We start from the raw sequence: 26,407 nt of genomic DNA, 5'->3' as shown, positions 1-26,407 counted from the left end.
CCGTCGCCGGAACCGTCCACTCCGACACGTACGACGACACCGGCCGCACCTACCGGCTCGTCTACACGGCGGGGCGCCGGCAGCGAGATCTCGGTGACGCCCCGGCGCCCCGCCGTGTAGACGAGCCGGTAGGTGCGGCCGGTGTCGTCGTACGTGTCGGAGTGGACGGTTCCGGCGACGGCGGGCGCGTACGGGGTGGCGGTCCGCTCCTTGTTCACCGCGAAGGCGCCGTTCTCGTCCAGGGCGCAGTAGCCCCCGCCGTAGCACCACACCCAGCCCGCCCAGCCCGAGCTGTAGCGGCTCAGGGAGGCCATCGCGTCCCGGTAGAAGCGGCCCATCTGCGGGAGCTTGTTGTTCAGCGGGCCCCATTCGCCCACGACGACCGGGATCTTCCGCTGCTCCGGGTACGCGGTGATGGCGGCCTCGTACGACTCGATCCAGCCGGCTGCCGGGTCGTAGTCGGCGCCGGCCTCCATCGCGGTGTTGTAGAAGTGCGGGGCGTAGACGGTGCGGTGGTCCCTGATCGCGCCCAGTCCGGTGGGCACTCCTTCGCCGACGATGGGGGTGGGCTCGACGAACAGCCAGTTGTCGCGGTCGACCGAACGGATCGCGCGGGCCAGCCGGTTGTACATCGGGGTGATCTGCTGGGCCTCGATGCGGCGGGCGGCCGTCGGCAGGTCCTCGCCCTCGCGCATCTCCCCCATCGGCTCGTTGATCAGGTCGTAGCCGAGGACGGCGGGATGGTTCCGGAAGCGTTCGGCGACGACCTGCCACATCCGGGCCTGGGCGCGCCGGAGGTCGGCGTCCTCGTAGAGGTGGGTGAAGGCGCGCTGCACGGCGGGCTCGAAGTACTCCGAGAACCAGTCGTCGGGGTGCGGGGTGAAGGGCAGACCGTCGGTGCGGGTCGCCCAGGCCGGGATGCCCCGGGCGTTGAACGCCGGTCCGAACACGTCCTGGTGGGCGTCGAGCAGCACCTGGATGTCGTACTTCCGCGCCCAGTCCAGGACCCGGTCGATCCGGCGCAGGTAATCGGCGCTGTAGTGGCCCCGGCTCGGCTCCAGGTCGTCCCAGAAGAAGAGCAGCCGGGCGAAGTTGAAGCCCTTGGCCCGCAGATCGCGGAAGTGCTTCTCGGTGATGGCGTTCAGCGCCTGGTCACCGCTGTTCGCCTTGTCCGCGACGCTCCATCCGCGCAGGGTGAGCGTGCGCCCGGCGTCGTCGGTGAGGCGGGGGATGCCGGTCCGTTCGGGGGGCGATGCCGGGGCCGGTGGTGCGGGACGTGCGTCGGCGGCGGGGGCGAGTGCCCCCGCCGCGAGCACGAACGACGTGACGATCGAGGTGAGTACGCTGCCCATTCGTATCCGCGTCCGCATTCGCATGGCGCAGATCAGAGCAGTTCACCCCGGACACCTCAAGAGCAGGTGAGCACAATCTTTCCGAACTGGTCGCCCGATTCCAGCCGTTGGAAGCCCTCGCGGGCCCGGTCCAGCGGCAGCACCTCGTCGATGACGGGCCGCACCCCGGTCGTCGCGCAGAACGCCAGCAGGTCCTCCAGCTCGTCCTTGGAGCCCATGGTCGAGCCGACGACCTTCAGCTCCAGGAAGAAGATCCGGGTCAGCTCGGCGTGCGAGGGCCGGTCGCCGCTGGTCGCGCCGGAGATGACGATCGTGCCGCCGGGGCGCAGCGACTTCACCGAGTGGGACCAGGTGGCGGCCCCGACCGTCTCGATGACCGCGTCCACGCGCTGCGGCAGCCGTGCGCCCGGTTCGAACGCCTCGACCGCGCCGAGCTCGACGGCGCGCCGGCGCCTGGCCTCGTCGCGGCTGGTGGCGTAGATCCGCAGTCCGGCCGCCCGGCCGAGCACGATCGCCGCCGTGGCGACACCGCCGCCGGCCCCCTGGACGAGGACCGAGTCGCCGGGGCGCACCCCCGCGTTGGTGAAGAGCATCCGGTACGCGGTGAGCCAGGCGGTCGGCAGGCAGGCGGCCTGCTCGAAGGTGAGCTCCTTCGGCTTGGGCAGCACGTTCCAGCTGGGGACGGTGACCTGCTCGGCGAAGGTGCCCTGGTAGCGCTCGGTGAGGATGGAGCGGGGCTCCCCCGGTCCGACGCCGTGGCCGCTCTGGCCGATGACGGAGTGCAGGACGACCTCGTTGCCGTTCTCGTCGATCCCGGCGGCGTCGCAGCCGAGGATCATCGGCAGCTTGTCCTCCGCGAGGCCGACGCCGCGCAGGGACCAGAGGTCGTGGTGGTTGAGGGAGGCGGCCCGTACGTCGACGGTGGTCCAGCCGGGCCGCGCCCCGGGGGCGGGGCGTTCACCCAGCTCAAGGCCGTCGAGGGGGTGGTCGCGGTCGATGCGGGATGCGTAGGCGGCGAACATGGCCCCGACGATAGGCCGGGGCACGGGCCTGCGTAACCGGCCACGGGTGTGACGCACACCGCGCACCCTCCCCGCCGACGCACCACGCACCGACGCACCGACGCACCGACGCACCGACGCACCGACGCACCGACGCACCGACGCACCGACGCACCGACGCACCGACGCACCGACGCACCGACGCACCGACGCACCGACAAGCATGAGCACGGGTACGGGTACGGGCACAGGCGCGGGCGCGGGAAAGGGCGGGGTGCGGAACGGGTCCGCCGCGGGCGAGCGCTTCCGCCCGCGGCCACACTCCTCGACCGGGCACCCACACCCGTGTCCGCACCCCGCCCGGGGCCTCCGTCCGGACCTCACCGGCCCGCCGCACCCGGCGGCCGGCGGTCCGGACGGAGGTCAGGGGTTCAGCGCCGGGCCACGCCCTCCGCGCGGGCCGCCGCGGCCACCGCCGCGGTGACCGCCGGGGCCACCCGCTCGTCGAACGGCGACGGGATCACGTAGTCGGCGGCCAGCTCGTCGCCCACGACGTCGGCCAGCGCGTTCGCCGCGGCGATCTTCATGCCCTCGGTGATCCGGGAGGCCCGGACCTGGAGGGCGCCCGCGAAGATGCCGGGGAAGGCCAGCACGTTGTTGATCTGGTTGGGGTAGTCGGACCGCCCGGTCGCCACCACGGACGCGTACTTGTGCGCGACGTCGGGGTGGACCTCGGGGTTCGGGTTGGCCATGGCGAAGACGAACGCGCCGGGCGCCATCGAGGCGACGGCCGCCTCGGGCACCGTGCCGCCGGAGACGCCGATGAAGACGTCCGCGCCGGCCAGCGCGCTCTCCAGCGTGCCGGAGATCCCGGCCCGGTTGGTGATCTCGGCCAGCTCCCGCTTGACCTCCGTCAGGTCCTCGCGGTCCCGGCTGACGATGCCCTTGCGGTCGGCCACGGCGACGTCGCCCAGCCCCGCCTCCAGCAGGAACTTGGCGATGGCCACCCCGGCCGCGCCCGCGCCGGAGATCACCGCGCGCAGGTCGCCGAGGCTGCGGCCGGACAGCTTCGCGGCGTTGCGCAGGGCCGCGAGCGTCACGACCGCGGTGCCGTGCTGGTCGTCGTGGAAGACCGGGATGTCGAGCCGCTCCTGGAGCTTGCGCTCGATCTCGAAGCAGCGCGGCGCCGAGATGTCCTCCAGGTTGACCCCGCCGAAGGAGGGCGCGAGCCGGACGACGGTCTCGACGATCTCGTCCGCGTCGGTGGTCGCGAGCGCGATCGGCACCGCGTCCACGCCGCCGAACTGCTTGAAGAGGATCGCCTTGCCCTCCATCACCGGGAGGGATGCCTCGGGCCCGATGTCACCGAGGCCGAGCACCGCGGTGCCGTCCGTCACGACGGCGACGACCTGCGACTTCCAGGTGTAGTCGTGGACCAGCTCGGGATTCTCGGCGATGGCGCTGCACACCTTGGCGACGCCGGGGGTGTACGCGAGGGACAGGTCGTCCTTGTCACGGATCGGAACGGTGGCCTGCACGGCCATCTTCCCGCCGCGGTGGAGCGCGAAGGCCGGATCGAACGGCTCATCGGTGGTGCTGTCGGTGGTGCTGTCGCTGCGAGGATTGACGATCTCCGCTGCCATGGTGTTGACCCCTTAAGTCTTCATCGTTTGAGGGTGGCCACTCCTGGTTGAGGAGGGGTGGGCGGGCACCGCGTACGTGCCCTGCGCCGGCGGTTGGCCCGCCCCGGCAGGGGGAAATACATACGCGCGGGCGCGCCGCACACGCGCCCTGAGCCCCGGATGAGGGGTGTAAAGGTCTTTCTTACCGGACGGACCGCATTACGGACGAGTTCATAACAGTGCGGTGACGTGGCTCATAGTCGAATATCGGGACAAGTAGAACAAGCGACGAAAAAGCGTCCGCCTGTCGAGACGCGCCACAGATCCTCCGGCGCGGACAGGGAAACCCCAAAGATGGTCCGGCGCGAACGCTGCGGACCTTGATGTTCACGGTCCGCCCGTTATCCGATTTTGACATGACAGGCCCCCTGAACGGGCTAGTCCGAATGGCAAGATGCCCTAATCACACAGGGCGGCGACATCCGACGTCGTGTGTCTGCACTGCCTGGCAACACCACGCACAACTGCCGGAGGAACCTGATCATGACCGCATGCACCACTCGTCGTACGCCTGCGAAACACCGAATTGCAGCGGTCGGCACCATCGCGGTCGCCGGCACCATGCTGCTGACCGCCTGTGGCGATCAGACCAACAGCGGGTCGACGAAGACCGGCGGAGAGACCACTTCCAGGAACAGCGCCCCGCTCTTCGACAAGCTGCCCGAGAAGTACCAGAAGTCCGGCGTCATCAAAGTCGGCACGAATGCCGAGTACGCCCCGATGGAGTCGGTGGAGAACGGCAAGATCGTCGGTGTCGACCCCGATATCGCCGAGGCCCTCGGCAAGCAGCTGGGTGTGAGGTTCACGTTCACCTCCGGCTCCTTCGACGGTCTGATCACCGCGCTGAACACCGGGCGCCACGACATCGCCATGTCGTCCATCACGGACAACAAGCAGCGCCAGGAGGGCCTGGACGACAAGGGCAAGAAGCTCGGCAAGGGCGTCGACTTCGTCGACTACTTCCTGGCCGGCACCGCCGTCTACACCAAGAAGGGCAACCCCGAGGGCATCAAGTCCATCGAGGACCTGTGCGGCAGGACCACGGCGGTCCAGCGCGGCACCACGTACGAGGCGACCCTGCAGAAGCAGTCCAAGGCGTGCGAGGCGGACGGCAGGAAGCCCGTCGACATCGAGTCGTTCGAGAACGACACCGAGGCCCAGACCCGGGTGAAGTCCGGTGGCGCGGTCGCCGGGGTCAACGACTACCCGGTCGCGCTCGACCTGTCCCGCAAGTCCGGCGGCGGCAAGGACTTCGAGGTCGTCGGCGAGCAGGTGGACGCCGGCCCGTTCGGCATCGCCGTGAGCAAGGACAACACCGCACTGCGTGACGTGCTCAAGGAAGCCGTGGACGCGATCATCGCCGACGGCTCCTACCAGAAGGTGCTCGACAAGTGGGGCGCGGGCACGGGGGCGATCGACAAGGCCGCCATCAACGGCGGCAAGTGACCGGCTTCCCAGCGAAGGGCAGTCACCATGACTGACAAGTTCGACAAGGTGCCCGGCGGTCCGTCGCCCGTCGCCGCACCCGTCTCCAAGGCGTCCTCGGCCGCACCGGAGGCCATCCGGGCCGTTCCCGTACGGCACTACGGCCGCTGGGTCAGTGGCATCGTTGTCTTCGCGCTGCTCGCCGCCCTCGTGTACGCCTTCTCGCAGGGCAACATCCAGTGGCAGGCCGTCCGGGACAAGGTCTTCGACGAGACCGTCCTGGCCGGGGCGAGCCGCACCCTGCTGATCAGCGTGCTGGCGATGGTCCTCGGCGTGGCGCTGGGCGTGGTCCTCGCGGTGATGCGGCTCTCGAAGAACCCCGTCACGAGCTGGGTCGCCTGGCTCTACATCTGGTTCTTCCGCGGCACACCGGTCTACGTGCAGCTGCTGCTCTGGTTCAACCTGGCCCTGATCTTCCCGATCCTGAACATCCCGTTCATCTACAAGGACGAGATGACCGATGTGATGACGCCGTTCATGTGCGCCCTGCTGGGCCTCGGCCTCAACGAGGCCGCGTACATGGCGGAGATCTGCCGGGCCGGCATCCAGTCGGTGGACGAGGGCCAGACCGAGGCGTCGCACGCGCTGGGCATGACGCAGGCGAAGACCATGCGCCGCGTGGTGCTCCCGCAGGCGCTGCGGGTGATCATCCCGCCGACCGGCAACGAGTTCATCAACATGCTGAAGACCTCGTCGCTGGTGTACGCGGTCACGTACAACGAGCTGCTGCGCTCCACCTCGCAGATCGGTTCGACCAGCTACGCGGTGATGGAGATGCTCTTCGTCGCCTCGATCTGGTACATCGTGATGACCAGCGTGTTCAGCGTGGGCCAGTACTACCTGGAGCGTCGTTACGCCCGGGGCAGCCTGCGGAGTCTGCCGCCCACCCCGTGGCAGCGGGTCAGGGCCAACCTCGCGTCGTTCAGCAACCGCCGCACGGGAGGTGCCTCCGCATGAACGCCATGGTGAAGGCCGAGGGCGTCCACAAGTCCTTCGGCGCCGCGCACATCCTCAAGGGCATCGACCTGGAGGTCGCCCCGCGGGAGGTCTTCTGCCTGATCGGCCCGTCCGGTTCCGGCAAGTCGACCTTCCTGCGGTGCATCAACCACCTGGAGAAGATCAACGCCGGCCGGCTGTACGTGGACGGCGATCTGGTGGGCTACCGCCAGAAGGGCGACAAGCTGTACGAGCTCAAGGACAGCGAGGTCGCCCTGAAGCGCCGGGACATCGGCATGGTCTTCCAGCGCTTCAACCTCTTCCCCCACATGACGGCGCTGGAGAACGTCATGGAGGCCCCGGTCCAGGTCAAGGGCGAGTCCAAGGCCGTGGCCAGGGCCCGTGCCGAACGGCTGCTGGACCGGGTCGGCCTGGCGGGCAAGGCGAAGAACTTCCCCTCCCAGTTGTCCGGCGGCCAGCAGCAGCGGGTGGCCATCGCCCGCGCCCTGGCCATGGAGCCGAAGCTGATGCTCTTCGACGAGCCGACGTCGGCGCTCGACCCGGAGCTGGTGGGCGACGTCCTGGACGTCATGCGCGACCTCGCGGAGGACGGCATGACGATGGTCGTCGTCACCCATGAGATGGGCTTCGCCCGCGAGGTCGGCGACGCGCTGGTCTTCATGGACGACGGCGTGGTGGTCGAGGCGGGCCACCCGCGCGACGTGCTGACCAACCCGCAGCACGACCGGACGAAGTCCTTCCTGTCGAAGGTGCTGTAGCGGGATCGCAGGGGACGGAGGGGCGGTACGGACGATTCCGTACCGCCCCTCCGGCGTCCTCGGGACCCCGGCGCCCCGGCCGAACCCCGGGACCGGACCGGCTCCGGGCGAGGGCGTCCCCGAAACCATCCCTCCCCCTCACTTCACCGCGAGTACCAGAGCGTCCGAGGGGGACGCCCAGACGGGCCGCGCCTCGCCGAATCCGGCCTTGCGCAGGGTCTCGGTGTGCCAGTCCACGGAGGGCATGTCGCCGTCCGCGTGCTCGCCGTAGATCCGGTACCGCTCGGCGGTGGGCTCGGCGAGCGCCGGGTCCTCGGCGGCCAGGGCCCACCAGTCGGCCCAGTCCAGCGCGCCCGCGGCCCTGGCCCGGTCCATGGCCAGGTGCCGGTGGGCGCGCTCGGCCGCGTTGATCCGGGGGGTGGCGGTGTCGATCATGTGGTCGGCGTTCATGAACACCCCGCCGTCCCGGACGAGCCCCCCGATGTGCCCGTAGAGCGCGGTGAGCGGGCCGGTGTGCAGCCAGTGCAGGGCGGTGGCGGTGAGGACCGCGTCGTACGAGTCGTACGGCAACCGCCCCGCCCATTCCGGGTCCTTGAGGTCGGCGGTGACGAAGGTGACCCGCCCGTCGCCCTCGAAGTGGCCGCGCGCGATGGTGAGCAGCGCCGGGTCGAGATCCACACCGGTACTGGTGGCCTCCGGGAACCGCTTCAGCAGCCGGTCCGTAATACTTCCCGTACCGCACGCGAGGTCCAGCACCCTCGGCCGCGGCCCCACGAAGGCCTCGACCATGTCCAGCATCACCCGGAACCGTTCCTCGCGGTCGGGCATGTACCACTCCTGCTGCCGGTCCCAGCTCTCCTGCCAGGCCCGCCAGTCCGTACCGGTCGTTTCCGTCACCACCAGAACCTCCATGTAATACCCTGGGCCGGTAGAAGCCCATTACATCGTTGGCTGCATCGACCTTAGACCGTCGCCGTAAGGACTACAAGTGGAACTGGCCTATTACTCGGACTATGCCGTGCGCCTGGTCAACACCGAGGAGCCGGCCCGCAACAAGGACTGCCTCACCTCCGTCGAGGCGGTCCGGGAGCTGTTCGGCCCCAACCGCCAAGCGGCCCGGCGGGCGACCGACACGGACGTGACCCGCTTCCGGTCCGTACGGGCCCGGCTGCGCGCGGTCTTCGAGGCGGCCGACGGCGGCGACGAGACCCTCGCCGTCGACCTGCTCAACCCACTGCTGCTGGAGTTCCCGGTCAGCCCGCAGATCTCCGGGCACGAGACCCGGGACGAGGACGGCAAGCCGGACTGGCACATGCACCTGGCGGACCACCCGTCGAACGCCACGGCCGGGTACGCCGCCATCGCGGCGATGGGCCTCGCCTTCCACCTCACCTCGTACGGGGTGGACCGGCTCGGCCTGTGCGAGGCGCCGCCGTGCCGCAACGCCTACCTCGACACCTCCACCAACCGGTCCCGCCGCTACTGCTCGGACCGTTGCGCCACCCGGGCCAACGTCGCCGCCTACCGGGCCCGGAAACGCCTGGAGACGGAGCGCGCCGCCGAGACCGGCCGCAACGCGGAGACGGCCCAGGCCACCACGCCCAGCACCGACCGCTGACCCTTCTTCAGCGGCCGGTAGCGCATCCGGGCGGTGGCCAGTACGAGCTCCTCCGGCACCGTCCCGTAGTCCGTGCTGTCACCGCCCGCGAAGGTGTTGTCCGCCAGCACCCACCAGCCGCCCCGCCGCCGCTCGGCGGCCCGCTTGACGACGAGCAGGTCCTGCTGGAACGGATGCCGCAGGATCACCACGTCACCGGGCCGCACCCTCGCCCCGTACTGCACGAGCAGCCAGTCCCCGTGATGGAGCGTCGGCACCATCGACGGCCCGGTCACCTCCACCACCTGGAACGGCACCCGCCCGGTCCGCCCCTGCGCCGTCCCGGGCACCTCCGGCATCTCCGGCACCTCCCGCATCCCTCCGGCACCTCCCCGCTCCATCAGTAAACGTCCTGATACGGCGTTCCGTACATTCGGCCACTGGTCCCATCCTCGCCCCGGACTTTTGGCCTAAGCCCACGGGGGCACCCACAAAAACCCGCCTTCCACCGAGTAATGTCCCACCTGAGAAGACGATCACGAGGAAGGACAGCTCAATGCTTTCCCGCCTGTTTGCCCCCAAGGTGAAGGTCAGCGCCCACTGCGACCTGCCCTGCGGCGTGTACGACCCGGCCCAGGCCCGCATCGAGGCGGAGTCCGTCAAGGCCGTCCAGGAGAAGTACCAGGCCAACGAGGACCCGCACTTCCGGGCCCGCGCGGTGGTCATCAAGGAGCAGCGCGCCGAGCTCGCCAAGCACCACGTCTCGGTGCTGTGGAGCGACTACTTCAAGCCCCCGCACTTCGAGAAGTACCCGGAGCTGCACCAGCTGGTCAACGACGCCCTGAAGGCCCTGTCGGCCGCGAAGGCGTCCACGGACCCGGCGACGGGCCAGAAGGCGCTGGACTACATCGCCCAGATCGACAAGATCTTCTGGGAGACGAAGAAGGCCTGACCTTCCTCCCTCTCTGCTCCACCTGCCCCCTCACGGGGGGCCGGACCGCACCCGGTCCGCAGTTCGCCGTCGACGGCGTTCGTGGCGGCCGGGTGCGGTCTTGTTTTTCCGGGCGCAAGTGCGCGTGAATCCGCGGCGTGGTAACGGCGGACGCGTGGGAGCGTCGGGGGCTGCGGGGCAGGGTTCCTCGGCGCCCCGGCCGGATCGGTCGCATCGGTTCCGGAGAAAATCGGCTCGGGGGTTCCCGGCGACCGGCCTCGCGGACGTCATTCCGTCGAACGGGCTCAAGCCCCTGAACGGAACCGAGGTGGGCCCCCTTGACATCCGAATCCGTACCGCCGCGGGTATTACCGGCGCAGAAGCAGCGCCGTATCCCGGAGCTGTTGCGCATGGGCAGGAAACCGCCCCGCACGGTCGACGAGCAGCTGGAGGACCTCGCCCGCGCATCGGCCACCTGCTTCCCGGCGATCGCCCGTCGGCTCGGGCAGCACAACCGTTCCCAGTTGGTCGAGGACGTCTGGCAGAACGCCTTCGCCAAGGTGACCGAGCGGCTGCGCGAGGACGCCGGGTCCGTGGACAACCTCCGTGCCTACCTGCGCCAGGTGTGCGTCAACTGCGCCGTCGACGAACTCCGCCTCATACAGGAGGCGTAGCCGCTGCCCAGGGTGTGCGCTTCCGTCCGCCCGCACGGCGGGAGCGCGCCCGAGGGAGGGGCTATCCCGGCTCCCTTCATAAGGAAAGGAACCCATGTGTTGACTGTTCTTCTCCGTCTGCCGATCTCATGGTGCACAGCCTTGCTCAACGCCGTTGTCGTCCGTTTCGACCGATTGAGGCGTCCCAGGCCGGACTTCTCCGTCTTCGCCACCGGAAGCGCGACTTCAGCAGGTCCCGCAACAGGCTTGCGGTCCGCTCCGGGCGAGGGGCTGCAGCCCCGGCAGGCTTAGGTCCGATCGGTCGGGGCGGTTCCGGAACCCTCGGGGGAGGTGCCGGAGATGTTCCGACAAGGGATGCCCCCCACGGGCCGGGCCCCGCAGTGGATGGTTCCCACTGCGGGGCCCGGCCCTCGTCGTACCCGGTGAAGGACACCGAACACGACACCTCACGGAGACCGGGATGACCATCCGCCGACGCCGCCCCGCCCTGACGCTCGCCCGCGTCGACCGACTGCTGATCGCCGCCGAGCGGGACGTCGCCGAACGGCGGGCGGTGTACGGGGCCGCCGAGGCGGAGCGACGCCGCATGCGTCGCCTCAAGGCAGCCGCTCGCTCCCGGCTCCGGCACACCGCGCGCCGCCGGGCGCGGCCCGCCCTGCGCCTCGCCCTCATGCTGTGCGGCCTCGTCCCGTTCGTCGCCGGGATGGCGTTCCTGGGCCTCCACCGGCCCGGCGGCCCCGAGCTGCTCGGGGTGACCGCCGCCTGGTCCCTCTGCGCGGCGGTCCGAAGGCCCTTTGACCGAAGGCCCGTTGACCGATGGCCGTCGGCCGTCGACCACCTGCTCCGCCGTCCGCGTCGGTCGGGACGTTTCCGCCGGTCGGCGGGGGCGGCGCCGCCTCGCCGGGGCTAGTGGGAATCCTCCAAGCCCGGTCGGGCATCGTTGTGCCGGTCGGGGCCACCGCGTTCATCCGCACGGCCGCAGACTTGCAGGACGGGGCGGCCGAGGCGGCCGTCTCGTCCATGTCCGTGACGACACCTGGGGCACCACACCGTGAGCGAACGCGTCATTGCGCCCAAGAGCCGGGGCTTCCTGTTCCTGGACTCCCACCCCGACGGCTGCCGGCAGCTGGTGGACGAGATGTGGCGTGCCGTTCCCGCCCCGGTCGCCGCCGAGGGCGAGGGGCCGGTGGCCCTGGTCATCGGTTCGTCCGCCGGGTACGGGCTGGCCGCCACGATCGCGGGCCTGGCCCGGGTCGGCATCCGCGGCATCGGCGTGTGCTTCGAGAAGGCGCCCGCGCGGCGCACCGGCACGGCCGGCTGGTACCGCACCGCCGCCACCGCCCGGCTCGCCCGGGAGCACGGGCGGGACATCGTCTTCCTCAACGGCGACGCGTTCGGCGACACGATGAAGGAGCAGGTCGCCGACCTCCTCGTCGAGCGGTTCGGGGGACGACTCGACTACCTGGTCTACTCGGTGGCCGCACCCCGCCGCACCGACCCGGACACCGGCGACACGTACGCCTCGGTCCTCAAGCCGATCGGTTCGCCGTACACCACCAAGACGCTCGCCTTCGACGAGAACGGCGTGCCGGAGGTGAAGGAGGTCACCACCGAACCGGCCGAGGGCGACGACATCGAGCAGACCGTGGCGGTGATGGGCGGCGCCGACTGGGAACGGTGGATCACCTTCCTGGCCGACCGGTCCCTGCTCGCCGACGGCTTCACCACCGCCGCCCTGTCCTACATCGGCTCGCCGCTCACCGGGGCGATCTACCGGCAGGGCACCATCGGCGCCGCGAAGTCCCATCTGGAGGCCACCGCGCGCACGTTGGACGAGCGTCTCGGCAAGACCCTGGGCGGCCGGGCCGTGACCTCGGTCAACGCCGCCGCCGTCACCCAGTCCTCCACCGCCATCCCCGGCATCGCCCTGTACGTCGGGCTGCTGCGCGGCGTCCTCGGCGACACCATGGTGGCCCCGATCGGCCAACTGGTCCAGCTCTGGGACCAGTTGACCGGAACCCGCCCCCTCGACCTCGACGACGAGGGCCGGGTCCGTCTCGACACCTGGGAACTCGAACCCGCCGTGCAGGACGCCGTCGCCGAGCGTTGGGCCACCGCCACCAGCGACAGCATCACCGAACTCGCCGACCTCGACTGGTTCAGCGAGGAGGTCCGTCGCCTCTACGGCTTCTCCGTCCCCGGCATCGACTACACCGCCGCCGTCGAGACCGACGTCCCCTGGCCCGCCCCCACCGCCTGACCCGCACCACGGGCGCCCCCGATCACGCGTGCCGCGGAAGCGGAGCGGGGGCGCCGCACCGTCCCATCACTGCGCGGCGCCCGGAGTCAGTGCGTTCGGCCCGCTCCTCGCCCCGCGTCGTGCCCCCGTACGGACGGGAGCGCCAACACCACCGCGACCGCGACCAGTTGCCACAGCACCCCGAACCCCAGGAGCCGGTCCACGCCCACGACTCCCGACACCGGCCCGGCGAGCGCCAGGCCGAGCGGCCCCAGGGCGAAGGCGCCCAGGCTATCGAAGGCGCCGATGCGGCCGCGGGCCTCGGCGGGGATCTCGCGCTGGATGACGGTCGCCATGAGGGCACTGCACACCGCCGCACCGCCTCCCGCGACGAGTGCGGCGGCCGCCACCCAGGCCAGCGGCGCCCGCACGGCCAGCGCGGCGACCGGAACGGCCCAGCCGACGGACGCGGCCACGGACCAGGCGACCGCCCGGCCGGGGCTCCTGCCGAGCAGCGCCAGGCCGCCGACGACCGATCCGGCGCCGTACAGGGCCAGCACCAGCCCCCAGGCCCTCGCGCCGCCGAGCCTCTGCTGGGCGAGCATCGGCCCCAGCACCAGGAACGGGGCCCAGAGGAAGAAGTTGAAGAGGCTGATGTGCAGGGTCGTGACCCACAGCCAGGTGCGGGAGGTGAACTCCTTCCAGCCGAGGCCCAGTTCGGCGATCAGCCCGCTGCGGGGCGCGGCCGGCTGTGACAGGGGCAGCCCGGCCAGGGCCAGGACGCTCACTCCGTAGCTGACCGCGTCGACGGCGATCACCGTGCCCGGGTCGGCGACCGCGATGAGCAGGCCGGCCAGGCCCGGCCCCACGACCGAGGTCACCGCCTGGGTGATCTGCAGCAGCGCGTTGGCGTCCGCGAGGTCGTCCTCGGGGACGAGGCCGGGCACCAGAGCCGTCAGACCCGGGCTGAATCCCCCCTCGCCGATCCCGAGGACCACCGCCAGCACGACCACTTCCCAGACCCTCGCGCTGTGGGTGAACAGCAGCACGGCCAGCACTCCCTGAGAACCGAACCGCAGCAGGTCCGACGTCAGCATGACCGCACGGGCCCCGAGCCGGTCGGTCAGTACGCCACCGAGCAGCAGCACGACCAGCACCGCGAGGATCCGGGCCGCCATCACCACGCCGACGGCGTCGACCCCGCCACCGGGCAGCTGGAGCACGACGAAGGACGTGGCGATCGTGTTCATCCCGGAGCCGAGCAGCGACGTGCTCTGGCCGACGAGGAAACGACGGAATCGCGAGTGCCGCAGAACGCGCAGCCGGTGAGCGGCGGACCGGGTCCCGGGCGCGGCGGGAGAGCGAGTACGAAGCGTCATGGGTCCGCACTCTTCCTCCGCCGGATCGTTTTCCACAAGCTTTTCCGGAAAGAAAGTTGAGTCTTTTGCGAGCAGTTTTACTTCCTCGCGAATTGCCGCAGTAAATAGCCTTCATTTACTGCAACATGCCTGGTGGTAGGCTCAGTTGAGGATGAGCGAGAGAGCATAGTTCAGTTCATTTACTGCGGGAGGACAGTATGGGAGAACATCGGATCGACGACGCGGACACACTTCGTCCGGCGCCGGTGGAATACGGTGCCGCCGTCGACCGCTATCTCGCCGCGGCCGATCTCGGCAGCGCCTCCCGCCGCGTCTACCGCATCTCGCTGCTCGGGTGGGCCTGGCCGTTGGTCGACCGGCGGGCGCCGACCGGCCGCGAGCGCAGGGGCGCCCGTCCGCCCGTCGTTCCACTCGCCCTGCTCGACGCCCCGGAGGCGGCGGAGCGGCTGCGGCGGGGACTGGCCGACCGTGCCGGCACCGCGCGACCGCGCACGCTGGACCGCGAACTGGCCTGCCTCCGGGCGGCCACGGCGTGGTGGTCGGCGCGGGGCTGGATCGCCGCGGACCCGGCCGCCGGACTCACACCGCCGACGCCGGGTACCGACCCGGCGCCCGTGCCTGCCGGTGCTCCTGTTTCCGTTTCCGCCGGTGCCCCTGTTCCCGCGGTCGTGGTCGCGGGACCGGCTTCCGTGATCGCGGGACCGACCGCCGACGTTCCGGACCGGGCCCGCGCCGCCCTCGCCCTGCGGGCTCCGCTCAGGGAGTTGACGCTGTGGCACCTCCTCCACGAGTCGCGGGCCGCCGTCGAGCAGGTGCTCGCCCTCGACATCGACCACCTCGACCTGCCCCGCCGACGCACCAAGGAGAGCGCGCCGGGGCCCCTGCGCTGGGGGCCGGGCACGGCGCGTCTGCTGCCCATGCTGCTGGCCGGGCGCACCGCGGGACCGGTGTTCGTCACCGACCGGCGGGCCCCGGCCGGTACGGCGACGGCCGACCGCTGCCCGGTGACCGGTCGGGGGCGGCTCTCCTACCGCCGGGCCGCGGAGCTCTTCACCACCGCGACCCGACCGCTCGATCCGGCCGGCCGCGGCTGGACCCTGCTCGTCCTGCGCGACCGGACCCCCCGGAACAGGAGGAAACGGGGGAGACAGGGGGCGGCTTGACTCTCCCGTGGAGGGAGAGTCGAAGGTGGGGGCATGGAAAGCGGCACCCTCTGCTCGATCGGCGAGCTGGCCCGGCGCACCGGGCTGACGGTCAAGACCATCCGGCTCTACTCCGACCGCGGCATCGTGGTGCCGGCCCATCGCACTCCCGCCGGTTATCGCCGCTACGGCCCGGACGCCGTCGCCCGGTTGGCCCTGGTGCGGACGCTCCGCGAGCTGGGACTCGGCCTCGACGCGATCCGGCAGGTCGTCGACCGGGAACTGACGCTCGGCGACGTCGCCGCCCAGCACGCCGCCGCGCTGGAGGTGCAGATCGGCATCCTGCGCCTGCGGCGGGCGGTGCTGACGGCCGCCGCCGGGCGCGGCCCCACGACATCCGAGGAGATGGAACGCATGCACCGACTGGCCCGGCTCACCGGGGACGAACGCCGACGGCTGACCGACGAGTTCCTCGACGCCGTCTTCGCGGGCCTCGGCAGGGACGCCGACCACACCGGGATCCGGCGCTCCATGACACCCGAGCTTCCCGACGACCCGACGGAGGAACAGCTCGAAGCGTGGATCGAGCTGGCGGAGCTGTCCCTGGACCCGGACTTCCGCGCCCGCGTGCGGAGCGGGGCCGAGGGCCGTGCGGCCGACCTGCCCGACGGCGGTTTCGGGCAGCCCCGCCCGGATGTCGTCGCGATCGCCCGCGACCATGCGGCGGCGGCCCTCGCCACCGGGATCACTCCGCAGTCGTCCCGGGCCGACCACGTCGTCGCGGCGATCACCGCGGACTGTTCGCGCGTCCTGGGCCGCCCCGACGACGGCGAACTGTGCCGCCGGCTGCTGCGACGGCTGACGGCCGCGAACGATCCGCGCCGGGACAGGTACTTCCGGCTGCTCGCCCTGATCAACGACTGGCCGCCCCCGGAACGCCTGGCACCGGCACTGGACTGGTCGGTCACGGCACTGCGCCTGCGGACGGCCGGTTGACGTGACCGGCTCGTCCGGGCGACCGGCCCGTCGGCGCGAGTGGCCCGGGGGTCGGGGACACGCCCGTACGCCTCACACGGCCCCGTACGCCCCGCGGTTCAGCTCGCGGAGGCGGGGCCGGGCGGGATGTGGACCGTCATGATCAGGTGGCAGGTCTCGGTGCCCGCGCCGCGGTAGGTGTGGGGGGTGTCGCCGTCGAACGTGGCGGTCTGCCCGGCCTCGACGGTGTGCTCGGTGCCGTCGACGACCAGGGTCATCCGGCCGGAGGTGACGCTGAGGGTCTCCACGACCCCGGCCTGGTGGGGGTGGCTGGGGTACTCCTCGTCCGGTCGCAGCCGCCAGCGCCAGATCTCCACGGGCGCCGGGCCCGAGGTCGTCAGCATGAGCCGGGCCTCGCCGCCGTGCGCGCCGGTCCACAGGGGCGCCACGGCGTCGGCGGTCACGACCCGGACGCGGCCTTCGGAGGGGCCCTGCATCAGGGCGGAGACGGAGATGCCGAGGGTGTCGGCCAGCCGGACCAGGGTGGCCAGGTTGGGGTTGCCCTGGGCCTTCTCCAGCCCGACCAGGGCTCCCTTGCTGACCTGGGCGCGGCGGCCGAGCTCCTCCAGGGACAGGCCCGCCCGGATGCGGGCCGCCCGGACGTTGTGCGCGACCGTCCGCAGGGCTGCGGCCGTCTCGGTCACGGGATCACCATCTCTCACAGCTGAACTATTTCAATGAACCGTCCGGTCGTTTCATTGACACACCCCGGTCGGTCCGTTGTACGGTGCGGTCATTCCATTGAATGGTAAGGGATGCGCTGTGATCGCTCTGCTGCTGGCCCTGGGCAGCTCGCTCGCCTACGGGTGCGCCGACTTCCTCGGCGGCCTCGGCGCCCGCAAGGCCCATGTGCTGCGGACCGTGATGATCGCGGCCCCGTCCAGTCTCGTGGTCGAACTGATGCTGTGGCCAGTGCTCGGCGCCTCGTTCAGCCCCGGCGCCCTCGGCTGGGGTGCCGCGTCGGGGGTCGCGTCGGCCGCCGCGTTCGCGTTGCTCTACCGCACCCTGGCGATCGGGCCGATGAACGTGCTGTCGCCCGTCACCGCGCTGGTGTCGGCGGCCCTGCCCGTCGGCGTGGGCCTGTTGCAGGGCGAGCACCTGGCCGCCGCCGGGCTGATCGGCCTGCCGCTCGCGCTGGTCGCGGTGGTACTGGTCAGCGCCGGGCACGGTGCCGGGTCGGCGCGGCCCTCCCGCACGGCGCTGCTGCTGGCCTTCGGGGCCGGCGCCGCCATCGCCCTCCAACTGGTCTTCCTCCACCAGGCGCCCACCGACAGCGGGGTGGCCCCGCTGCTCGTCGGCCGGACGGTCTCCTCGGCGATCACCCTGACCGCGGCGGGGCTGTTGCACCGTCGGCTGGGCCCCGAGCGGCCCGCGTACGCGATCTCGGCGGCCGCGGGTGCGCTGGACTCCGTGGCGAACCTGCTGTTCCTGCTCGCGGCCCGCAGCGGGGACCTCGCCGTCGTGGCCGTGATCACCGCCCTCTACCCGGTCGGCACGGTCCTGCTCGCCCGCAGCGTGCTCGCCGAGCGCATCCACCGCGGCCAGCTCGTCGGCCTGGGCACCGCCGCCGTCGCCGTCGGCCTCCTCGCCCTGACCTGAGTCCGAGCAGGTCCCCGGCCCCCTCGAAGCTCTTGATCCCCGTACGTACGCAGGAAACGGAACCACGCACCATGCCCACCTTCCGCATCGCCCCCGCCGTCGTGGAGTCCTTCCCCGACACCCTCGTCGCCCTGGTCACCGCCACCGGTCTGCGCGGCCGCGAGCCCTGGCCCGACACCGTCGCCGCCCTGGCGGAGCTGGAGGGGCGGCTCGCCGACGGCAGCTGGCACCCCGCCGACGAGACCGATCCCCGCATCGAGGCGTGGCACACCGCCTACCGTTCCTTCGGCACCAACCCCCGCCGCGTCCGCCCCAGCGTCGACGCGCTCGGCCGCCGCCTCGCCAAGAAGGGCGCCCTCCCGCGCATCAACCCGCCCGTCGACTCCTACAACGCCGTCTCCGTCCGGCACGGTCTGCCCGCCGGCGCCTTCGACCTGGGCCGGGTCACCGGCGACGTCGAGATCCGGCACGCCGACGGCTCCGAGTCCTTCACCCCGCTCGGCGAACCCGACACCGTCGAGAACCCCGGTCCCGGCGAGATCGTCTACGCGGACACCACCGGCGTCCTGACCCGGCACTGGAACCACCGCGACGCCCACCGCACCCGGGTCACCGAGGACTCCGCGGACGTCGTGTTCATCCTCGAAACCCTTCACGCCGCCCGCGACGGCCACCTCGTCGAGTCCGCCGCGCACGAACTGCGGGGCCTGCTCGCCCCGCACGCCGACCGGACCGCCGTGCACCACCTGGACGCGGCGCGGCCCCGGGTCGCCGTCTGAGCCCCGCTCCCCCGCTCCCCCGGCCGCACGCCGCGGCAACGGGTCCGGACGGCGTCACCGGCGCCGGCTCGTCCGGGAGGTCACGCTTCGCGCCTCCGGGCGTCGACCAGCCCGGTCTCGTAGGCGACGATGACCAGTTGGGCCCGGTCACGGGCCCGGAGCTTGGCGAGCAGGCGGCCGATGTGCGTCTTGATCGTGGCCGGGCTCAGGTGGAGGTGTTCCGCGAGCTCCGTGTTGGACAGGCCGAGCGCGATCAGGCCGAGCACCTCCAGCTCGCGGTCCGTGACCCCGTCCAGCGAGCGGGCCGGCGGACGGCCCGGCTCCGGGCGGCGGGCGAACTCCGCGACCAGTCGGCTCGTCACCGAGGGCGCGAGCAGCGACTCCCCCGCGGCGACGACTCCGATGGCGGCGAGGACCTCGGTCGGCGGGGTGTCCTTCAGGAGGAAGCCCGTGGCACCGGCGCGCAGCGCGGCGTAGACGTACTCGTCCAGGTCGAAGGTGGTGAGGACGAGGACCCGCACCCCGGACGTGGCCGGGTCCGCGCAGATGCGGCGGGTGGCCTCGATGCCGTCGAGTTCCGGCATGCGGATGTCCATCAGCACCACGTCGGGGCGTTCGCGGCGCGCGATCTCGACGGCCTCCGCACCGGTCGCCGCCTCGCCCACCGCCGTCATGCCGGGGGTGTGGTCGATCAGTACGCGGAAACTGCCGCGCACCATGGCCTGGTCGTCCGCGACCAGCACCCGGACCGGCCCGTCGCCCCTGCCACCGGTACCACCGACCTCATCGGCCCCTTCAGTCCCGTCGGTCCCGTCGGTCCCGTCGATCCCGTCGGTCATGTGCTCCGCTCCCCGTCGACCGGCAGCCGGACGGACACCGCGAAGCCGCCCTCCGGCCGGGGCCCCGCGGCGAAGCTGCCGCGGTACATCATGACCCGCTCCCGCATGCCCAGGAGCCCGTGCCCGCCGGGAAGTCCGTGGCCGGGGCCGCGGCGGTCCGGTGGCGGGCCCTCGTCGGTGACGTCTATGCGGATCTCGTGCGCGTCCGCCTCGACCGCGACCCGGCAGCGGGTCGGGGACGCGTGCCGTACGACATTGGTGACGGCCTCCTGGACGATCCGGTGGACGGTCACCCGCAACCCCTCGGCCAGGCCCTCCGTGCCGTGGACCGCGAAGCGGACGTCCGTCCCCGCCCGCCCGGCGTCGACGGCCAGTTCGTCCAGGCGGCCGAGGTCCGGTACCGGGCCCAGGGGCGTGTCCGGGGGCGTGTCCCGGCTGCGCAGCACTCCGAGCGTGCGCCGCATCTCGGCCAGTGCGGAGCGGCTGGTCTCCTCGATGATCTTCAGCGCGGCCCTCGCCTCCTGCGGATCGGCGTCCGCGACGTGTCCGGCGACGCCCGCCTTGACGGCGATGAGGCCGAGGTTGTGCGAGACGATGTCGTGCAACTCCCGGGCGATCCTGAGGCGTTCCTCCGCCACGGCACGCTCCGCGCGGCGCCGCTCGTCGCGCAGGGCGCCGGCCCGGCGTTCACGCACGACGAAGCCCGCGCCCCAGGAACCGCCGGTCACCAGCACCGCGGCCCCGGCCACCCCGACGGCCCCCCAGAGGTCCTCGGACGGGGTGATCACGGCTTCGCCGAGGTAGACGGCCCCGCCCGCCACCGCCGACGCGACGGCCAGTGCGGGCACGGAGCGGCGGATGGGTTCGACGAGGCCGACCGCGTAGGCCCCGAGACCGGCCGCGACGTACGGTTCGCGGACGATGTCCAGGAGCGAGGCGGCGGCCAGCGCGGCGAGGACGGCCGCCAGGGCGAGGAGCGGCCTGCGGCGGCGTACGGCAACGGGCAGGCCCACCCCGGCGGCGATCAGGCACCCCAGCCAGAACGGCCCGGTGTAATGCGCCTGGCCGTCGCCGGAGTCCATCCGGGCGAATCCGACGTAGCCGGCGGTCAGGAGCAACGCCGCGACGATGTCGAGGAGTTGGAGCAGGCCGCGGCCACCCTTGGGGATCACGGTCCGACCGTATCCGTACGGGCGCATTCAACCGGCCTGTCCGAGCAGCGCCATGAGCGCGACCACCGCCCCGGTCACCGGAACCCAGCGCAGCACCGCCGCCCGGCCCGGCCGCGGCCCCTCGCGCAGCAGGCCGAGGCCCGACGGCACCAGCGCGACGCACAGCCCGGCGAGGGCCACCAGCGACAACGGGGCGGTGCCCTTGAGGACGCCCAGGGGCAGCGCCGCCGTCAGGGCGAGCGCGAAGGCCCGCACCGGCCCGAGCACCCCGGTGCGCCACGCGCCGAGGGCGAGGACGATCCAGCCCGCGAGGACGGCGAGGTTCAGCGCGGCGAAGACGTGGAAGGCCCCGTAGCCAGCGGTCACGGCCTCGGTGGCGGACGCGGCGCCGCGGGACCGCACCAGTTGGAGGGCCAGGTGGTCCACCCCCGCGTGGAAGGTGCGGGCGAACAGCCCGAACACGACCAGTACGCCGCCCCACAGCCCCCACCCCGGGCTGCGGGACCCGATCCGGGCGGCGATCACGGCCGCGGCGGGCCAGAGCAGCACACCGCCGGCGGCGAACAAGCCGTACGCGGTGGCCATCAGCACGGGATGGCGTTCGTACGCGGCGAGTTGGTCGGGGTGGAAGAAGTGGAAGCGGACGCGCAGCAGCGCTCCGGCCAGCATCAGGAGCGGGGCGAGCACCATGGCGAAGCCCCCGACCCAGCGTCCGGTGAATCCGGCCGCACCCGTCCGCTCCACCGGCAGCGCGGCGCGCAGCCGGGCGCCGACGGAGGATGCCGGGGTGTCCACGAGGACCGTTCGGTTCGTCATGCCCCCGACGATGCCGCCACTCCCCCGGCCGGGACATCGGACCAGGGCCCGGACCTCGGGGTCGGACCTGGGTATGACATCGCGCCCGCCGCGCACGATCACTCCGTACGCCCCCGTACGACGACGCCGCACGCCCTGCGCAACGGTGCCGTACCCCCTGCGCGATCCGGGCGGGTCGGCCGTTCGGTGCGGAGTGCGGCCGTGTCGTCGGGCGGGTTCGGGGCCGTCCGCGGGGGACCATATGGAGTCGACCGATTCCTCTTCCTCACGGGGCGTTTCCCGTACAGCGATGAGTTTTCGGGACGGGATCGGTCGATATGGGTGGACATGCGCAGACGACGGGGCTGCGCGCATTACGGGGTTGCGCACGTGACGGGGCTGCGCACACGACAGGAGACAGCGATGACCACCAAAGGCTTCACCACGTGTCTGTGGTTCGACGGACAGGCCGAGGAGGCGGCGGAGTACTACCTATCGGTCTTCAAGGACTCACGCCTCGGCAGGATCGGCCGCTACACCGAGGCGGGACCGGGGCCCGCCGGATCGGTGATGACGGTCGAGTTCGAGCTCAACGGCCAGAAGTTCGTCGGGGTGAACGGCGGACCGGAATTCACGTTCAACGAGGCCATCTCGTTCCAGATCCACTGTGCGGACCAGGCCGAGGTGGACCACTACTGGAGCAGCCTCACCGACGGGGGCGAGGAGGGGCCCTGCGGCTGGCTGACGGACCGGTACGGCGTCTCCTGGCAGGTCGTGCCCGAGGTGCTGCCGGAGCTGGTCCTCGATCCCGACGCGGAGAAGGGCGCCAGGACCACGAGGGCGATGATGACCATGAAGAAGCTGGACATCGCCGCCCTGCGCGCGGCCCACGACGAGGGCTGAGACACGCGGAAACCGGGACCGGAACCGGAACCGGGACACACGGTTGCGGCGATGCCGGGCGGCGGGCGGATCAGGCCGATCCGCCGCCCGGCATCGCCGCACCGTCCCCGGCCTCACCCCCGGGCGCCGCTCCCGGCGCCGCTCCCGGCGCCGGGTCGCGCGCCGCGTCGCGGCCCGAGGAAGGCGCCCGCGAGCAGCGCGCCCGCGAGGACCAGCGCCGAGTTGACCAGGATCGCGACCGACACCCCCGAGAGGACGCCTTCGGGGCCGGTGTCTCCGACGGCGGACATCCGGGCGGTGGCGACGGCGCTCATGACCGGGATGCCCATGGTGATGCCGACCTGCTGGGTCATGGTGGCCAGGCCGGTGGCCAGCCCCTGCTCCTCGTCGGGCAGTCCGGAGGTCGCGGTGACCATGAAGCCGACGATCATCAGCATGTTGCCGATCCCGCCGACGAAGGTGGCCGCCAGCAGGAGCAGGATCCACTCCCCCTCCGTCCCGAGCGCCACCAGGGAGAGCGTGGCGACGGCCTGGACGATCCCGCCGGCGACGATGGTCGTGCGGTTCCCGAAGCGCCCGACCGCACGGCCGCCGAACGCTCCGCCGATCACGGTGCCGACGCCCAGGACGCCGAAGGCGAGGCCGGTGGCGAGCGGCGTGTGGCCGAGGACCTCCTGCAGGTAGAGGGTCAGCAGGAAGACCAGCGAGGTCTCGGTGACGAAGGCGATCAGACCCGCGGTGTTGCCCCAGATGACACTGCGCCGCTTCAGGATGCGCACGGGAACCAGCGGCGACGCCACCCTCTTCTCGACGATCCAGAAGCCGACGAGGAGCACGAGGCCCGCGAGGAGCGCGGCCAGGGTGGTGGGTGTGGTCCAGCCGGACTCGCCGGCCTGGGTCAGCCCGTGGACGAGCAGGAGCAGGCCACCGGTGACGGTCACGGCTCCGGGGACATCGAGCCGGGGACGCCCGGTGGGGCGCGATTCGGTGATGACGGACGGGGCGAGGGCGACCACCAGGGCGGCCACGGGCACGTTGATGAAGAACGCCCAGCGCCAGGAGAGCAGATCGGTGAGCAGGCCGCCGAGGACGGCTCCGGCGGTGAACCCGGCCGACATCAGTGCGCCGTTGAGGCCGAGGGCCCGTTCCCGCAAGGGGCCCTCCTTGAAGGAAGTGGTCAGCAGCGCGAGCCCGGCCGGAGTGACGGCCGCCGTGGCGAGCCCCTGCAACACCCGTGCCGTGAGCAGCACTTCGGGCGAGGTGGCGAGGCCGCCCAGGACGGAGGAGAGCCCGAGAACGGTCATGCCGCCGAGGAACAGCCGCTTGCGGCCGACGAGATCGGCGACCCGCCCGAACAGCAGGGTGAAACCGGCCGCGGCGAGCGCGAACGCGGTGGCGATCCACTGCAGGTTCGAGAGGGAGAACCCCAGCCCCTCCCCGACGACCGGCAGTGCGACGTTCAGGATCGAGAAGTCCACGGCGATCATGAACTGGGCGCCGAGGAGAAGGGTGAGGACGAGCTTCTGCCGTCCGGTCATGCGGATCTTCGACGAGGAGGCGTCTGCGGCGATACCGACGGCACTGCCGGTGTCGGTGTCGGTGTCGATCGTGCCCGACGGGGCCTGGCAGGGTGCGGACATGAGGGGACTTCCTCAGGCAGGAGTTTAAACAGGACTACAGTTCCGTTAAGGTGGAGTCACCGTAGCAGAGGAAGAGCAGTTAATGGAACTGGAGACCCGTTATGACTTCTGAGGGTGTGGAGCCCGGCAGCGTCCGGCCCGGTGGCCGTACCGCCCGGGTCCGGGAATCGGTCCTGCGGGCCGCGGGCGACGCCCTGGCCGAGCACGGTTTCGACCGCCTGGACCTGGCCGATGTCGCACGCCGGGCGGAGGTCGGCAAGACGACCGTCTACCGGCGCTGGTCCAACCCCACCGGCCTGGTCGCGGACCTGCTCGACGACATGGCCGAGCAGTCCTCTCCCCGTACGGCCACGGGCTCGCTGATCGACGACCTCAGGGCCAACGCCCGGCTGGTGGCCACGACCCTCTCCGACCCCCGGCAGGGCCCCCTCTTCAAGTCCGTGATCGCCGCGGCCACGTGCGACCCGCGCACGGCCGGGGCGCTGCACCGGTTCTACGCGGTCCGCGTCGAGGAGTGGTCCGGCTGCGTCACCGAGGCGGTCGAGCGCGGGGAGCTGCCCGCGGGCACGAACGCGGGCGAGGTGATCCGCGCCGTGTCGGCCCCTCTCTACTACCGGCTGCTGGCCGGCGGCGGACCGCTCGACGAGGCGGCCGCGGACCGTGCCGCCGAGGCTGCGGCCGCGGCGGCACGGGCGGGCGTGTACGTGGACTGAGGGCGCCCGGCGCCCCGTCCCACGAAACGGACGGCACGGCAGGCACGGGCAGGGCTGCCGGTACGGGCGGCACGGCCGGTTCGGGCAGGGACTGCCGGCACGGGCAGTGCGGTCGGTACGCGGTCAGGGACTGCCGGCACGGGCAGTGCGGTCGGTACGCGGTCAGGGCTGCTTCAGCAAGTGCCGGTAGCTGTCCGGGTGTTCCCTCAGATAGGCGGCCAGGCCCATCGCCGGACGCCCCGTCAGGTTCGGCACCGCGTCCGAGACCGTGGCCATCTCACCGGCGGCGATGGCCTCGTACGACGTCACCCAGCCGGTCACCTCCCAGTCCTCGGCCCCGTACCGCGCCCGTGAGGCGTAGGCCTCCTCGCGGGTCTCCGGTACATAGGTGACGGTCCGGCCGGTGGCCCTGCTCAGTTCCTCGGCCGCCTCGGCGAGGGTGAACGCCTCGGGGCCCGTGAGGTCGTACGTCACCCCGTCGTGGCGGGTGTCGGCGTGCTCGGTGTCGGCCAGCAGCACGGCGGTCGCGGCGTCCGCGATGTCGTCGTGCGCCACCGCCGCCACCCGGCCGTCGCCGCCCGGACCGCGCAGCACCCCGTCGGCGCCGGTCATCGCGGGGAGCCCGGCGAGGTACAGGCTGTCGCGCAGGAAGGTGTGGCGCACGTCGGTGGTCCGGATGTACGCCTCGGTGTGCCAGTGGTCCCGGGCGAAGGTGAACGTGGCCTCCGGCGCGGCGCCGAGGAAGGAGACGTACACGATGCGTTCGACGCCCACGGCGACCGCCGCGTCCACGGCCGTCGTGTGCTCGCGCACCCGGTAGGGGCTCTCGTGCGCCGATACGAGGAACAGCGTGTGCGCCCCGGCGAGTGCGCGGCGCATGGCTTCCCCGTCGCCGTACCGGGCGGGCGGGGCGGCGACCGTGCCGGGCAGCTCGGGCAGTCGCGCCGGATCGCGCCCGAGGAGCCGCACGGGCATTCCGGCGCGTGCCAGGCGCCGTGCGACCCGGCTGCCCACGGCGCCGCTCGCCCCGGTGACGGCGACGACGGGGGTCTCGGGGTTCACCGGACCCGCGGGGTACTCGGGGGGTGGAGCGTTCATGCGGGATCACCTTCCTTGTCCGGCCAGGGGCGCACTTCCACGACCGCGTCCACCGGGACGGGCCCGTAGATGTGCGGGAACTCCTCGCCGCCGGGTGCGACGGGCTCGTACCGCACGGGCGCCGGGAGCCGGTCGGGGTCGATGACGAGGACCACGAGTTCCTGGTCACCCGCCCCGGCCCCGCTCCCGGCGCCGTACAGCATCTCGGCCACGCCGGCGAGCTGGTGCGGCAACGAGCAGTGGATGAAGCCCTCTTCGTGCAGGGTGCGGCCGCGGGTGGACATCTCGTACGTCCCGATCCCGCGGGCCGCCTCCCACAGGGGCCCTTCGGTGAGGTGCAGCAGCAGTTCGGCCATGGGCCAAAGCTAGCCGCGCCGACGCGCCCTCCGCGCCATCAGCGTGGCCGCCGAACCGGCCGCGAGCAGAGCCGCGGCGATGCCACCGATGACCCATTCACCGCCGCGGGAGCCCGTATGGGGAAGCTCTCCCCCGGGATGGGGCCTGTGCGGCCAGGTGTGGGTCGGGACGGGATCCGGCCCGGGCACCGTCTCCGAGGGCCACGGCCCGGGGGTGTGGGTGCGCGTCGGGGTACTCGTGGGCGTCGGCGTGTCGGTGGGGGCCGGCGTGTCGGTGGGCG

Annotated in this window: 28 protein-coding genes; 15 read left to right on the top strand and 13 right to left on the bottom strand. The window is 72.0% G+C overall.

All coding sequences use genetic code 11. From position 1 onward, the window contains the following. The 3 genes from EAO76_RS30815 to EAO76_RS30800 all read right to left on the bottom strand — a co-directional run. The coding region (locus EAO76_RS30815; protein WP_148840399.1) for a cellulase family glycosylhydrolase at positions 1-1,352 on the bottom strand (1,352 nt) is incomplete at its 3' end. Positions 1,353-1,408: 56 nt separating this feature from the next. After that, entirely contained in the window at positions 1,409-2,374 is a 966-nt protein-coding gene (locus tag EAO76_RS30810; RefSeq protein WP_148839163.1) for a zinc-binding dehydrogenase, read from the bottom strand. A gap of 410 nt (positions 2,375-2,784) precedes the next feature. Continuing rightward, a complete protein-coding gene (locus EAO76_RS30800) occupies positions 2,785-3,996 on the bottom strand; it encodes an NADP-dependent malic enzyme (protein ID WP_148839162.1) in 1,212 nt (403 codons plus the stop codon). A gap of 522 nt (positions 3,997-4,518) precedes the next feature. Between EAO76_RS30800 and EAO76_RS30795 the strand changes: the two genes are divergently transcribed. Genes EAO76_RS30795 through EAO76_RS30785 form a run of 3 tightly spaced genes read left to right on the top strand, consistent with a single transcriptional unit; the run spans position 4,519 to position 7,235 of the window. Then, positions 4,519-5,481, top strand: a complete 963-nt coding sequence (locus EAO76_RS30795) for an ABC transporter substrate-binding protein (RefSeq protein ID WP_148839161.1) — start codon at positions 4,519-4,521, stop codon at positions 5,479-5,481. A gap of 27 nt (positions 5,482-5,508) precedes the next feature. Continuing rightward, positions 5,509-6,477, top strand: coding sequence for an amino acid ABC transporter permease (locus EAO76_RS30790; protein WP_148839160.1), 969 nt, complete (start codon positions 5,509-5,511; stop codon positions 6,475-6,477). Next, positions 6,474-7,235: an amino acid ABC transporter ATP-binding protein gene (locus tag EAO76_RS30785; protein WP_148839159.1), complete on the top strand. Its 762-nt coding sequence runs from the start codon at positions 6,474-6,476 to the stop codon at positions 7,233-7,235. Before EAO76_RS30790 ends, EAO76_RS30785 begins: the two co-directional genes overlap by 4 nt. 138 nt (positions 7,236-7,373) lie before the next feature. Here the strand turns inward: EAO76_RS30785 and EAO76_RS30780 are convergent, their stop codons facing one another. After that, complete coding sequence (locus EAO76_RS30780) at positions 7,374-8,147, bottom strand: trans-aconitate 2-methyltransferase (RefSeq protein WP_148839158.1); 774 nt, start codon at positions 8,145-8,147, stop codon at positions 7,374-7,376. Between the two features lie 76 nt (positions 8,148-8,223). On the opposite strand from EAO76_RS30780, the gene EAO76_RS30775 reads away from it, so the two are divergent. Then, positions 8,224-8,853 carry an ABATE domain-containing protein gene (locus EAO76_RS30775; protein ID WP_148839157.1) on the top strand — a complete coding sequence of 210 codons (630 nt, stop codon included), beginning with the start codon at positions 8,224-8,226 and terminating at the stop codon, positions 8,851-8,853. Here the strand turns inward: EAO76_RS30775 and sodX are convergent. Beyond that, complete coding sequence (gene sodX / locus EAO76_RS30770; RefSeq protein WP_148839156.1) at positions 8,757-9,209, bottom strand: nickel-type superoxide dismutase maturation protease; 453 nt, start codon at positions 9,207-9,209, stop codon at positions 8,757-8,759. The two genes, EAO76_RS30775 and sodX, sit on opposite strands and share 97 nt — an antisense overlap. Before the next feature lie 179 nt (positions 9,210-9,388). Between sodX and sodN the strand changes: the two genes are divergently transcribed. The 4 genes from sodN (at position 9,389) to fabV (ending at position 12,697) form a co-directional block, all read left to right on the top strand. Continuing rightward, entirely contained in the window at positions 9,389-9,784 is a 396-nt protein-coding gene (sodN, locus tag EAO76_RS30765; RefSeq protein WP_093899557.1) for a superoxide dismutase, Ni, read from the top strand. A gap of 317 nt (positions 9,785-10,101) precedes the next feature. Next, complete coding sequence (locus tag EAO76_RS30760) at positions 10,102-10,437, top strand: sigma factor (protein WP_262375842.1); 336 nt, start codon at positions 10,102-10,104, stop codon at positions 10,435-10,437. Between the two features lie 460 nt (positions 10,438-10,897). Beyond that, entirely contained in the window at positions 10,898-11,347 is a 450-nt protein-coding gene (locus tag EAO76_RS30755; RefSeq protein WP_262375841.1) for a hypothetical protein, read from the top strand. Between the two features lie 141 nt (positions 11,348-11,488). Then, positions 11,489-12,697: an enoyl-[acyl-carrier-protein] reductase FabV gene (gene fabV / locus EAO76_RS30750; RefSeq protein ID WP_148839155.1), complete on the top strand. Its 1,209-nt coding sequence runs from the start codon at positions 11,489-11,491 to the stop codon at positions 12,695-12,697. Between the two features lie 86 nt (positions 12,698-12,783). Here fabV and EAO76_RS30745 read toward each other — a convergent pair whose 3' ends face one another. Then, the gene (locus tag EAO76_RS30745) at positions 12,784-14,055 is read right to left on the bottom strand and encodes an MFS transporter (RefSeq protein WP_148839154.1); all 1,272 of its coding nucleotides are present in this window, start codon (positions 14,053-14,055) and stop codon (positions 12,784-12,786) included. A 197-nt stretch (positions 14,056-14,252) separates the two neighbouring features. Between EAO76_RS30745 and EAO76_RS30740 the strand changes: the two genes are divergently transcribed. Both EAO76_RS30740 and EAO76_RS30735 read left to right on the top strand, forming a co-directional pair. Continuing rightward, on the top strand, positions 14,253-15,218 hold the full coding sequence (locus EAO76_RS30740) for a hypothetical protein (protein ID WP_262375840.1): 966 nt from the start codon (positions 14,253-14,255) through the stop codon (positions 15,216-15,218). A 33-nt stretch (positions 15,219-15,251) separates the two neighbouring features. Next, a complete protein-coding gene (locus tag EAO76_RS30735; protein WP_148839153.1) occupies positions 15,252-16,193 on the top strand; it encodes a MerR family transcriptional regulator in 942 nt (313 codons plus the stop codon). A 98-nt stretch (positions 16,194-16,291) separates the two neighbouring features. On the opposite strand, the gene EAO76_RS30730 is transcribed toward EAO76_RS30735, so the two are convergent. Then, entirely contained in the window at positions 16,292-16,876 is a 585-nt protein-coding gene (locus EAO76_RS30730; RefSeq protein WP_148839152.1) for a helix-turn-helix domain-containing protein, read from the bottom strand. Between the two features lie 118 nt (positions 16,877-16,994). On the opposite strand from EAO76_RS30730, the gene EAO76_RS30725 reads away from it, so the two are divergent. Continuing rightward, complete coding sequence (locus EAO76_RS30725; RefSeq protein ID WP_148839151.1) at positions 16,995-17,831, top strand: EamA family transporter; 837 nt, start codon at positions 16,995-16,997, stop codon at positions 17,829-17,831. A 71-nt stretch (positions 17,832-17,902) separates the two neighbouring features. Then, positions 17,903-18,610, top strand: a complete 708-nt coding sequence (locus EAO76_RS30720; protein WP_148839150.1) for a B3/4 domain-containing protein — start codon at positions 17,903-17,905, stop codon at positions 18,608-18,610. An 80-nt stretch (positions 18,611-18,690) separates the two neighbouring features. Here EAO76_RS30720 and EAO76_RS30715 read toward each other — a convergent pair whose 3' ends face one another. Genes EAO76_RS30715 through EAO76_RS46760 form a run of 3 tightly spaced genes read right to left on the bottom strand, consistent with a single transcriptional unit; the run spans position 18,691 to position 21,437 of the window. Beyond that, positions 18,691-19,449: a response regulator transcription factor gene (locus EAO76_RS30715; RefSeq protein ID WP_148839149.1), complete on the bottom strand. Its 759-nt coding sequence runs from the start codon at positions 19,447-19,449 to the stop codon at positions 18,691-18,693. Beyond that, complete coding sequence (locus EAO76_RS30710; protein WP_262375839.1) at positions 19,446-20,621, bottom strand: histidine kinase; 1,176 nt, start codon at positions 20,619-20,621, stop codon at positions 19,446-19,448. Before EAO76_RS30710 ends, EAO76_RS30715 begins: the two co-directional genes overlap by 4 nt. Before the next feature lie 27 nt (positions 20,622-20,648). Continuing rightward, the gene (locus tag EAO76_RS46760) at positions 20,649-21,437 is read right to left on the bottom strand and encodes a hypothetical protein (protein ID WP_262375838.1); all 789 of its coding nucleotides are present in this window, start codon (positions 21,435-21,437) and stop codon (positions 20,649-20,651) included. Between the two features lie 402 nt (positions 21,438-21,839). Between EAO76_RS46760 and EAO76_RS30700 the strand changes: the two genes are divergently transcribed. After that, entirely contained in the window at positions 21,840-22,319 is a 480-nt protein-coding gene (locus EAO76_RS30700) for a VOC family protein (RefSeq protein WP_148839147.1), read from the top strand. Between the two features lie 113 nt (positions 22,320-22,432). Here the strand turns inward: EAO76_RS30700 and EAO76_RS30695 are convergent, their stop codons facing one another. Continuing rightward, entirely contained in the window at positions 22,433-23,857 is a 1,425-nt protein-coding gene (locus EAO76_RS30695; protein ID WP_148840396.1) for an MFS transporter, read from the bottom strand. Between the two features lie 203 nt (positions 23,858-24,060). Between EAO76_RS30695 and EAO76_RS30690 the strand changes: the two genes are divergently transcribed. After that, entirely contained in the window at positions 24,061-24,672 is a 612-nt protein-coding gene (locus EAO76_RS30690; protein WP_148839146.1) for a TetR/AcrR family transcriptional regulator, read from the top strand. Positions 24,673-24,834: 162 nt separating this feature from the next. On the opposite strand, the gene EAO76_RS30685 is transcribed toward EAO76_RS30690, so the two are convergent. Next, complete coding sequence (locus tag EAO76_RS30685; RefSeq protein ID WP_148839145.1) at positions 24,835-25,770, bottom strand: NAD(P)H-binding protein; 936 nt, start codon at positions 25,768-25,770, stop codon at positions 24,835-24,837. Beyond that, entirely contained in the window at positions 25,767-26,126 is a 360-nt protein-coding gene (locus EAO76_RS30680; RefSeq protein ID WP_148839144.1) for a DUF952 domain-containing protein, read from the bottom strand. Before EAO76_RS30680 ends, EAO76_RS30685 begins: the two co-directional genes overlap by 4 nt. Positions 26,127-26,214: 88 nt before the next feature. On the opposite strand from EAO76_RS30680, the gene EAO76_RS45540 reads away from it, so the two are divergent. Beyond that, a partial coding sequence (locus EAO76_RS45540) for a hypothetical protein (RefSeq protein ID WP_222872215.1) occupies positions 26,215-26,407 on the top strand: 193 nt, incomplete at its 3' end.

The sequence above is a fragment of the Streptomyces sp. sk2.1 genome (genome assembly GCF_008120935.1).
In the GTDB taxonomy this organism is placed as follows: Bacteria; Actinomycetota; Actinomycetes; order Streptomycetales; family Streptomycetaceae; genus Streptomyces.
This window is presented reverse-complemented; position numbering and strand designations above follow the sequence as displayed.

Excerpts from the sequence above, each read along its gene's own strand:
- EAO76_RS30810 (WP_148839163.1), bottom strand. The coding sequence starts at position 2,374 with ATGTTCGCCGCCTACGCATCCCGCATCGACCGCGACCACCCCCTCGAC.
- EAO76_RS30800 (WP_148839162.1), bottom strand. The coding sequence starts at position 3,996 with ATGGCAGCGGAGATCGTCAATCCTCGCAGCGACAGCACCACCGACAGC.
- EAO76_RS30795 (WP_148839161.1), top strand. The coding sequence starts at position 4,519 with ATGACCGCATGCACCACTCGTCGTACGCCTGCGAAACACCGAATTGCA.
- EAO76_RS30790 (WP_148839160.1), top strand. The coding sequence starts at position 5,509 with ATGACTGACAAGTTCGACAAGGTGCCCGGCGGTCCGTCGCCCGTCGCC.
- EAO76_RS30785 (WP_148839159.1), top strand. The coding sequence starts at position 6,474 with ATGAACGCCATGGTGAAGGCCGAGGGCGTCCACAAGTCCTTCGGCGCC.
- EAO76_RS30780 (WP_148839158.1), bottom strand. The coding sequence starts at position 8,147 with ATGGAGGTTCTGGTGGTGACGGAAACGACCGGTACGGACTGGCGGGCC.
- sodX (WP_148839156.1), bottom strand. The coding sequence starts at position 9,209 with ATGCGGGAGGTGCCGGAGATGCCGGAGGTGCCCGGGACGGCGCAGGGG.
- sodN (WP_093899557.1), top strand. The coding sequence starts at position 9,389 with ATGCTTTCCCGCCTGTTTGCCCCCAAGGTGAAGGTCAGCGCCCACTGC.
- EAO76_RS30755 (WP_262375841.1), top strand. The coding sequence starts at position 10,898 with ATGACCATCCGCCGACGCCGCCCCGCCCTGACGCTCGCCCGCGTCGAC.
- EAO76_RS30745 (WP_148839154.1), bottom strand. The coding sequence starts at position 14,055 with ATGACGCTTCGTACTCGCTCTCCCGCCGCGCCCGGGACCCGGTCCGCC.
- EAO76_RS30740 (WP_262375840.1), top strand. The coding sequence starts at position 14,253 with ATGGGAGAACATCGGATCGACGACGCGGACACACTTCGTCCGGCGCCG.
- EAO76_RS30735 (WP_148839153.1), top strand. The coding sequence starts at position 15,252 with ATGGAAAGCGGCACCCTCTGCTCGATCGGCGAGCTGGCCCGGCGCACC.
- EAO76_RS30720 (WP_148839150.1), top strand. The coding sequence starts at position 17,903 with ATGCCCACCTTCCGCATCGCCCCCGCCGTCGTGGAGTCCTTCCCCGAC.
- EAO76_RS30715 (WP_148839149.1), bottom strand. The coding sequence starts at position 19,449 with ATGACCGACGGGATCGACGGGACCGACGGGACCGACGGGACTGAAGGG.
- EAO76_RS46760 (WP_262375838.1), bottom strand. The coding sequence starts at position 21,437 with ATGACGAACCGAACGGTCCTCGTGGACACCCCGGCATCCTCCGTCGGC.
- EAO76_RS30700 (WP_148839147.1), top strand. The coding sequence starts at position 21,840 with ATGACCACCAAAGGCTTCACCACGTGTCTGTGGTTCGACGGACAGGCC.
- EAO76_RS30695 (WP_148840396.1), bottom strand. The coding sequence starts at position 23,857 with ATGACCGGACGGCAGAAGCTCGTCCTCACCCTTCTCCTCGGCGCCCAG.
- EAO76_RS30690 (WP_148839146.1), top strand. The coding sequence starts at position 24,061 with ATGACTTCTGAGGGTGTGGAGCCCGGCAGCGTCCGGCCCGGTGGCCGT.
- EAO76_RS30685 (WP_148839145.1), bottom strand. The coding sequence starts at position 25,770 with ATGAACGCTCCACCCCCCGAGTACCCCGCGGGTCCGGTGAACCCCGAG.
- EAO76_RS30680 (WP_148839144.1), bottom strand. The coding sequence starts at position 26,126 with ATGGCCGAACTGCTGCTGCACCTCACCGAAGGGCCCCTGTGGGAGGCG.